Raw genomic sequence first — 7,228 nt, forward strand, 5'->3', positions numbered from 1 at the left:
TAAGATGGCCTTCAAGTAGATGTATTAATTGTCCCGTTAGCTATGTGAATGAATTTTTTTCTTGTGAGTGTTAGGTTTGCATTGCTCAAAGACTGATGAAGGTCAGGAATAGGCCTCATTTATTTAGTTGATATCCAATAGATTTGGTTTAAGTTTTGATTTTGGATAAGAGGCGAGCTCATTTTTATAAAATTGCAGGAGCTGTTTTAACATTTCTGGGGCAGGAGAGGTTTGGGCAAATGATGAATCCAGGCTATCAGTCCATTTATCATCGCTTAGACGTAAAATCACAGTAATATATTGGAAGTCATCCGGGTATAAAGCAACAATCCAGTCATTATCAAGAATTGCGTATAGCTTCAGGGCATCTAATATGGCCAGTTTATCTTTACGTATTTGCAATTGCCCATTTTCTGGATTAACTCTATACAATAGTTTTCCTAATTTTCTGGCTTTTTCTCTTGAGACAATCTGATTAGGTAGTTCACCACTTTCCAGCATAAATACACGGTTATCAGGAGGCAGTTCGTGGTGAGTAAGCGCATTGAGTAATGAAATGCCATCAAAATTTTTCTTTAAAGGCAAATTTAAGAAGCTATAGATTGTTGGGGCTATATCAATCAAAGCCACCCGCCTGTCTATTTTGCCGGGAACAGTTATTAACTGTCCCTGATTAAAAATTTTAAAACCCAGCAGACAAAAAAATTGTGCCGGGCTAAGTAAATCTGAACCGTGTCCTGCACTCATTTCTAATGTTGTGGAAGTCTTGCGCTTGAAATAATCGCTTAACTTGTTTTCTTGCTTACCTTGATAGTTTGCGAGAGTAAGCGGGCGTGATCCTGGTTCGTAGAGGGCTTCCCCATGATCGCTCAGAACAATGATCAAACTATTTTGTAACAGATCAGCCTGTTGTAATGCTGTCAAGAACTTACCAATTTGTTCGTCTGCTTTATAAACGGCGTCTAGATACAGTTGTCCCCGTTCTTGCACAGAGTATTCATTTTTTACTTGGGCAGGGGAAGAGGCTGCCCAGGCGTAGGGCCAGTGAGGCAAGGTAAAGTGCACTGCCATAAAAAGAGGTGTCTGTGGGTTATGCTGTTTTATGAATTGATGCAGGACTCTATCAAAAGTACTCGGGTAATAAGAAAAATGACTGGAACGGTTAAGGTAATTATAAGGAAACAACCAGTGACTGATAGGAAGATTAATCAGTAAGTTACTTAAAGGAAAATCATTAAAAGTGCCTAAGAGCACATCATTGACACCCAGTTTAGGCCCTATCACTTTTTCAAAACCAAAATCGTTACTGATACTGCTAAACCGTCTATCATCAGTGGCAAAAACGGTTTGATAACCCAGGCTCTGCATAGTCCAGACAATGCTTTCCTTGCTTTTTACAAGGTCCGCTGGCATCAAATTATAACGGGCCTGGTGGTGCAGGGGATACATCCCTGTCAGGATACTTGCCCAGGCCGAATAGGTACGCGCCAGAGGGCTAACAGTTTCCTTGAATACGATACTCTGTTGTATAAATTGATCGAGATTGGGGGTATTGTGAGCACTCACTCGTTCAGGACTTAGCGAATCAATACCAATCAGAAAAATATTCGGTGTGTTGGACGCAATCCCGTCGTGCTTTACTTGATCTTTTTCATAACCAAGAAAAAATAATGGGCTTACACAAACTAGAAAAATACAGCTGAAAATTATAGGGCGACGATGCCAAGCTTGCCATAAAGTATTTAAAATCAACAGGCCCAGTATCAGCAACGATAGGTAAAAGGTCATTTTGAGTAAAAGTGGCGGTAGCCCGGGTAAAAATAAACGACTGAACGCGCTTAAAGGAAAGAAATAGCAATTAGCCGTCAGCAGGGCAATCAGTGAGAGGCAAAAAACAATCACTTGCCAGCGCTCAAGCGCTTTTTTTGTGGGTAGATATTCTGCGATTCCCCAGAGCATGGCAGTTTGTAGGAGAGTTAAGAGCACATAAAGCAGAACTTGAATGATAAGCGCTGTTGCCAACTCGATATAAACACTGATAGGCAAGGGAATAGCTTTTAGAAAACTGCCTCCCTGGGCAAGGATATAAGCGAATTGTAAAACTAAAAAAACTAAATTGAATAAGGCGAAATTGGTACAGTAATCGCCTATACCCTCTCTTCTTTTCACGGCTGTGTGACTACTGTACTGTTTAGGTGCCAATTATAAACGTAACCATTGATCGTATTGATATGCTTAAGTTGGCTCAGTAGTGGTTCTTTGGCAAATTGTTTAATATGATTGATCACATCACGTTTTGTGCCACCGAAGTCTTCATTAAACCAATCATAGATCTTGGATACAATGAGCTTACCTTCAATAACCTGTACGCCTCGGAGTGAATTAATGTAGCCTCTGGCTGCCTCATTTAATTCTTGCTCAATGGTGGCACCATGATAGGCTTGTTTATTTAGATTGGCAGAGCCTATTGCTGCATTATTTATTGCATAGAGGGTTCTTGGATCATTCCAGATAGGGCGAATAATACGGTTTTGTATTTCATCAAGTGACAAAGGGGTATGATTGATCGTGATTAGCTTGGCTCCCCAAGGACCGATACTAAATAAACCGGGTGAAATATTGATTTCTTCGATACTTCCTACAGGATAGTAGTCCGCTACGATTTGGATAGTAAGGGCATTGTAGAGATTGAGCCAAAAAGCAAGTTGCTCATTTCGATTATAGGCATCAATATCGATTTTAGCCATTTTTTCAATATAGGATTTTAGTAAATCGTAATCCGCTTCAGTGAGATTAGGATAGTCAACCAGATTAATGCCTTCTTCGTTGGTAATAATTCGTTTACTCAAAAATGTTTGCCAATCGTCATGTGCAATTGTTTCTGTTGATAAAGGGTTATTTACTTCCCAAATTGGCCAAAGGTTTTTGTGAAAAGTAGCGCTCATTCCATTGTTCATCAGGAATAAACAGACTAGCAGGCTAAAAATTTGTGTAAACGGCTTGATCTTAAACATTCACTCTGGCCCGATTTCTAAGTGCGCTACCGATGGTATTGCCGTCCAAAAACTCTAACTCGCCTCCAGAGGGGATCCCATGAGCTAATTGGCTCACCTGGACTGGGTGATCGCGCAGTAATTCGTGTATAAAATGAACGGTTGTCTGGCCTTCTATGGTGGGGCTTAAAGCAAGAATGACTTCTTTGATTTCTTCTTTAACAACCAATTCGTGCAATTTTGGTAATCCTATGTCATCTGGCCCCATGCCATCAAGGGGAGAAATTCTTCCCATCAGTACATAGTAACTGCCAGTAAACGCATTGCTTTGTTCAACTGCGAGCACATCAGCAGGATTTTCTACTATGCAGAGTGTCTTCAGATCCCTTGCGGGGTTTTGACAGAGTTTACAAAAATCCTGTTCGGTATAATTATTACAACGCTTACAATGATGGATAATATTCATTGCTTCTTCTAAGCAGGAAGCAAGGTGCAAGCCGCGCTGGCGTTGATGTTGCAATAAATGAAACACCATGCGCTGCGCGGATTTCGGTCCAACTCCGGGCAGACAACGCAAAGCGTCCACTAGGCGGCTTAGTGTGTCCATTATCCCTCTTATTCCTTATCTTCTTCCTTCAGGAAGTCAGTAGGAATATTGAGTCCTGCAGTTAACTGACTAATTTTTTCTTTCGATGCTTTTTCTACTTTTCGCACTGCATCATTAATCGCTGCTGCAACTAAATCTTCCATCATTTCAACCTCTTCGTCCATTAATGAAGGATTGATTTTGACTTCAGTAACATCATGACGGCCATTCATTTTGACTTTGATCATGCCACCACCTGCTTCACCATCAACGAGCAACTGACTCAGTTGTTGTTGGGCTTCTTGCATACGTTGCTGCATTTTTTGGGCTTCTTTCATCAAGTTGCCAAGATTTTGATTAATATCCATCTCTATTCTCTCGCTAGTTAAATGTAATAATTATAATCCATCTTTACTGGGTTCAATAGAATTTTGAACTAATTCGGCCGAAAATTCCTCTTTCAACTGGTGAAGGAATGGGTCATTTTGCAGGGCTATTTCTGCTTCTTGTTGACGCAAGCCTTGAGCAATCTGTTTTTTCTGGGCCGGCGATGATTGTACAGCTTCACCAGTACTTAGTACAATTTTAATCGATTCCTTATAATAGGTACCTAAAGCCTGTTCTATACGACTTGTAACCGCGGGAGTAAATAAGGATTGGTGGCCTCTAGCAACCCGCAGCGTTATTTCACGCCCAGTTTTTGCTATTAGTTCAGCATTTTCAGCTGCATTGAGCGTTAGACCTGTCAACTTCAGTTGAGTTATGATCACACTCCAATCGTCAGATATCGTTGAGACAGATTCTTGCATGACAGGCTGCTGCAATGGTGTAGGTGGTTCTGGTTCTATTGTGCTTCTATTGTTTGCTTCAATAATAACCGGCTCTGCCTGTTTATCCGATTTAGTCAACGGACTGGAATTTTCCTCAAGCACCAAGGGTTTTTTAGCAGCTACTTCATAGGCTAGTGGTGGTGTGTTCGCTTTTCCCGCTGGCCTGAATGTCAACATACGCAACATGATCATTTCAAAACCAACGGCCAAGGTTGGGGCCAGATACATTTCTTCAGAGCCTTTAAGACCAATGTGATAAAATAATTGGACATCTTCCGGGCTAAAATGCTTGGCTAATACTTTGACTTCCAACTGGGTAGCAATGAGTGGATTTCCATCAGGCAAAGTCTGTGTGACAGTGATTTGGTGCAGGTAATCCAATAAGGAGTCGAGCACGTAGCGGAAATGTCCTCCTTCAACCGCAATTTGTCTGCTGATCTGAATAAGTTGTTGAGCGTCAAGTGCTGCCAGAGCATTTAAAAGTTGAATAGCATAGTCTTGTTGTGTATACCCCAGGATTGATTTTACTACTTGCGTTTGTAAGCAATCATCACTACTGGCAATTGCTTGATCGAGGAGACTCAAGGCATCGCGCATGCTTCCTTTAGCTACTTTGGCTAAAAGCTCTATAGCCTCTATTTCAAAGGATAGCTGTTCTTCATTGAGAATATGTTGCAAATGCTGACTAATCAATTCTGAGGGTAAATGCTTGAGACTAAACTGCAGGCAGCGTGAAAGGACTGTAACAGGTAATTTTTGTGGATCAGTCGTAGCCAATAGGAATTTGACATGTGCGGGTGGTTCTTCCAGCGTTTTTAACAACGCATTGAAACTATGTTGAGAGAGCATATGTACTTCATCAATCAAGTAGATTTTGAAGCGACCGTTAGTTGGTGAGTACTGGACATTTTCCAATAGTTCGCGCGTATCTTCCACCCGTGTTCTGGAGGCGCCGTCAATTTCGATTAAATCGATGAAACGTCCTTGTTCGATAGCTAAACAAGCATCACAGCGTAGACAGGGCTCAGCGCTAAGGCCTTGTTCGCAGTTAAGTGCTTTAGCCAAAAGACGGGCAACACTGGTTTTACCAACACCGCGTGTACCCGTAAAAAGATAAGCATGATGTAAACGCTGTTGATTAAGCGAATTGATCAATGCCTTATTAATATGTTCCTGGCCAACCAGTTGAGAAAAGGTTCGGGGTCGCCATTTACGCGCTAGTGCTAGATAGCTCATACGGGGTTTTCATTAGTTGGGCGGCAGCTCTAAGAGCCACACCCCGGCGCCCGCATCAATTGCTACCGCTGCTCCCTTCCGGGCCTGACGGGGTTCACAATCTATCGTCGCGAGGGGACCAATAGAGCCACCATTGTTGAATTGCGAAGATTAACAAAAAATAATAGGGATAGCCAGAGGTCCCATATACAAATCTTAGTAAATACTATTATGAATGTTAGTGATGAATGATGAAAGTATATATAATGACCACTCCATTAAAATGAAAGCCAAAAAATATGCAGAAACGTACTCTTTTACCTTGGCTCAACTGGGGGGCTACAACCAGTTTTGTGTTGTTTCAATTTTTTCTTCAAACAGCCTCTGGACTAATGGCGGCCGGATGGCAGGCTGATTTTCAATTAACCACCACCGAAGTAGGTTCTTTATCAGCCGCCTTTTTCATTTCTTATGTAATTATGCAGATTCCTGTGGGGTTTGCTTATGACCGCTTCGGGGCCCGTAAAATCTTAATTACCGCATCTATTCTATTATGTACAGGAACGTTTGCTTTGGCCTTTAGCCAGGTCTATTGGCAAGCATTTTTTGCCCGAATGATCATGGGTATTGGTAGTGCCTTTGGGTTTGTCGGCATGCTCTATGTGACGGCTTCCTGGTTTTCAGGACGGCACTTTGCGTTACTGGTGGGTATTTCAGAGACTTTAGCAATGATGGGAGTTGCTTTGGGCGAAGTGGGTATGGCATGGATTATTAGCCATTACGGCTGGCGTTTTACTATGATGATAGGTGGATGGTGTGCTCTTGGAGTCGCTCTGTTTGTTATTATTTTCGTCCGTGATCATGCAAGTCAATTGACTAAAGAGAATAAAGAAAGCGAACAGAGTTTGTCATTTGTTGCTGCTATTAAAGATGTAATAGGCAACAAACAAATTTGGTTAGCAGGTTTTTATGGGTTTTCCATGTTCTCAATTATTAATGTTGTTGTAACGCTCTGGGGTGTTCCTTTTTTTCTTCATCAGCATCATCCAATTTCATTACATACTGCCGGGATAATGATGTCGATGGTGTTTATTGGTATCGGAATTGGTGGTCCTTTTAATGCGTGGCTTGTTCAGCGTTGGAAAAAAAGACAGGTACTCATGAGCCTGTTTGCTCTCATAACGACTATTCTCTTTGGCATGATCTTGTATATGCCAGGTTTGCCTTTATGGAGTTTATCTATTCTATTAGGGTTATTAGGATTTTTCTCATCAACCTACATTCAAGTTTTTGCCGTGGTAAAAGATGCTGTGGCAGTGGGAGTGAGAGCCACAGCATTATCGACAACCAATATGCTATTAATGGCAAGTGCACCGCTCTTACAACCATTAGTCGGAAAGTTACTACAACTAAATTATACTTTCCCGCAAGCGTTATCAGTGATTTTTTTCTTGCTTGCTCTCACCGTTGTCTTATCTTTTGGCTTAGATAAAAAATCTTAATCCAGATGGAAAAATAATTTTAACAAAAAATGAAAAAAGTGTTTGACAAGGAAGTGAGGATGAGTAGAATACGCATCACGCCTTCGGGGCGGGTTCATTAAG

Annotated in this window: 6 protein-coding genes and 1 other RNA gene; 1 reads left to right on the forward strand and 6 read right to left on the reverse strand. The window is 41.4% G+C overall.

The genetic code is table 11. The annotated features are described in order from the left end of the window. Positions 1-123: 123 nt before the first annotated feature. The 6 genes from ACN4Z1_RS13015 to ffs all read right to left on the reverse strand — a co-directional run bounded on the left by ACN4Z1_RS13015 (position 124) and on the right by ffs (position 5,769). Positions 124-2,169 carry a sulfatase-like hydrolase/transferase gene (locus ACN4Z1_RS13015; RefSeq protein WP_228363958.1) on the reverse strand — a complete coding sequence of 682 codons (2,046 nt, stop codon included), beginning with the start codon at positions 2,167-2,169 and terminating at the stop codon, positions 124-126. Beyond that, complete coding sequence (locus ACN4Z1_RS13020) at positions 2,166-3,014, reverse strand: DUF547 domain-containing protein (protein WP_228363957.1); 849 nt, start codon at positions 3,012-3,014, stop codon at positions 2,166-2,168. Before ACN4Z1_RS13020 ends, ACN4Z1_RS13015 begins: the two co-directional genes overlap by 4 nt. Next, complete coding sequence (recR, locus tag ACN4Z1_RS13025) at positions 3,007-3,600, reverse strand: recombination mediator RecR (protein WP_228363956.1); 594 nt, start codon at positions 3,598-3,600, stop codon at positions 3,007-3,009. Before recR ends, ACN4Z1_RS13020 begins: the two co-directional genes overlap by 8 nt. An 8-nt stretch (positions 3,601-3,608) precedes the next feature. Beyond that, positions 3,609-3,947 (reverse strand): YbaB/EbfC family nucleoid-associated protein, encoded by a 339-nt coding sequence (locus ACN4Z1_RS13030; RefSeq protein ID WP_058443935.1) that lies wholly within the window; start codon positions 3,945-3,947, stop codon positions 3,609-3,611. 30 nt (positions 3,948-3,977) lie between these two features. Next, positions 3,978-5,645, reverse strand: a complete 1,668-nt coding sequence (gene dnaX, locus ACN4Z1_RS13035) for a DNA polymerase III subunit gamma/tau (protein ID WP_228363955.1) — start codon at positions 5,643-5,645, stop codon at positions 3,978-3,980. A gap of 27 nt (positions 5,646-5,672) precedes the next feature. Beyond that, positions 5,673-5,769: signal recognition particle sRNA small type (ffs, locus tag ACN4Z1_RS13040), an RNA gene on the reverse strand. A gap of 154 nt (positions 5,770-5,923) precedes the next feature. Here ffs and ACN4Z1_RS13045 point away from each other — a divergent pair. Then, the gene (locus ACN4Z1_RS13045; RefSeq protein WP_228363954.1) at positions 5,924-7,126 is read left to right on the forward strand and encodes an MFS transporter; all 1,203 of its coding nucleotides are present in this window, start codon (positions 5,924-5,926) and stop codon (positions 7,124-7,126) included. Positions 7,127-7,228 lie beyond the last annotated feature (102 nt).

It is taken from the genome of Legionella sp. ST3F1 (genome assembly GCF_048553315.1).
In the GTDB taxonomy this organism is placed as follows: Bacteria; Pseudomonadota; Gammaproteobacteria; order Legionellales; family Legionellaceae; genus Tatlockia; species Tatlockia donaldsonii.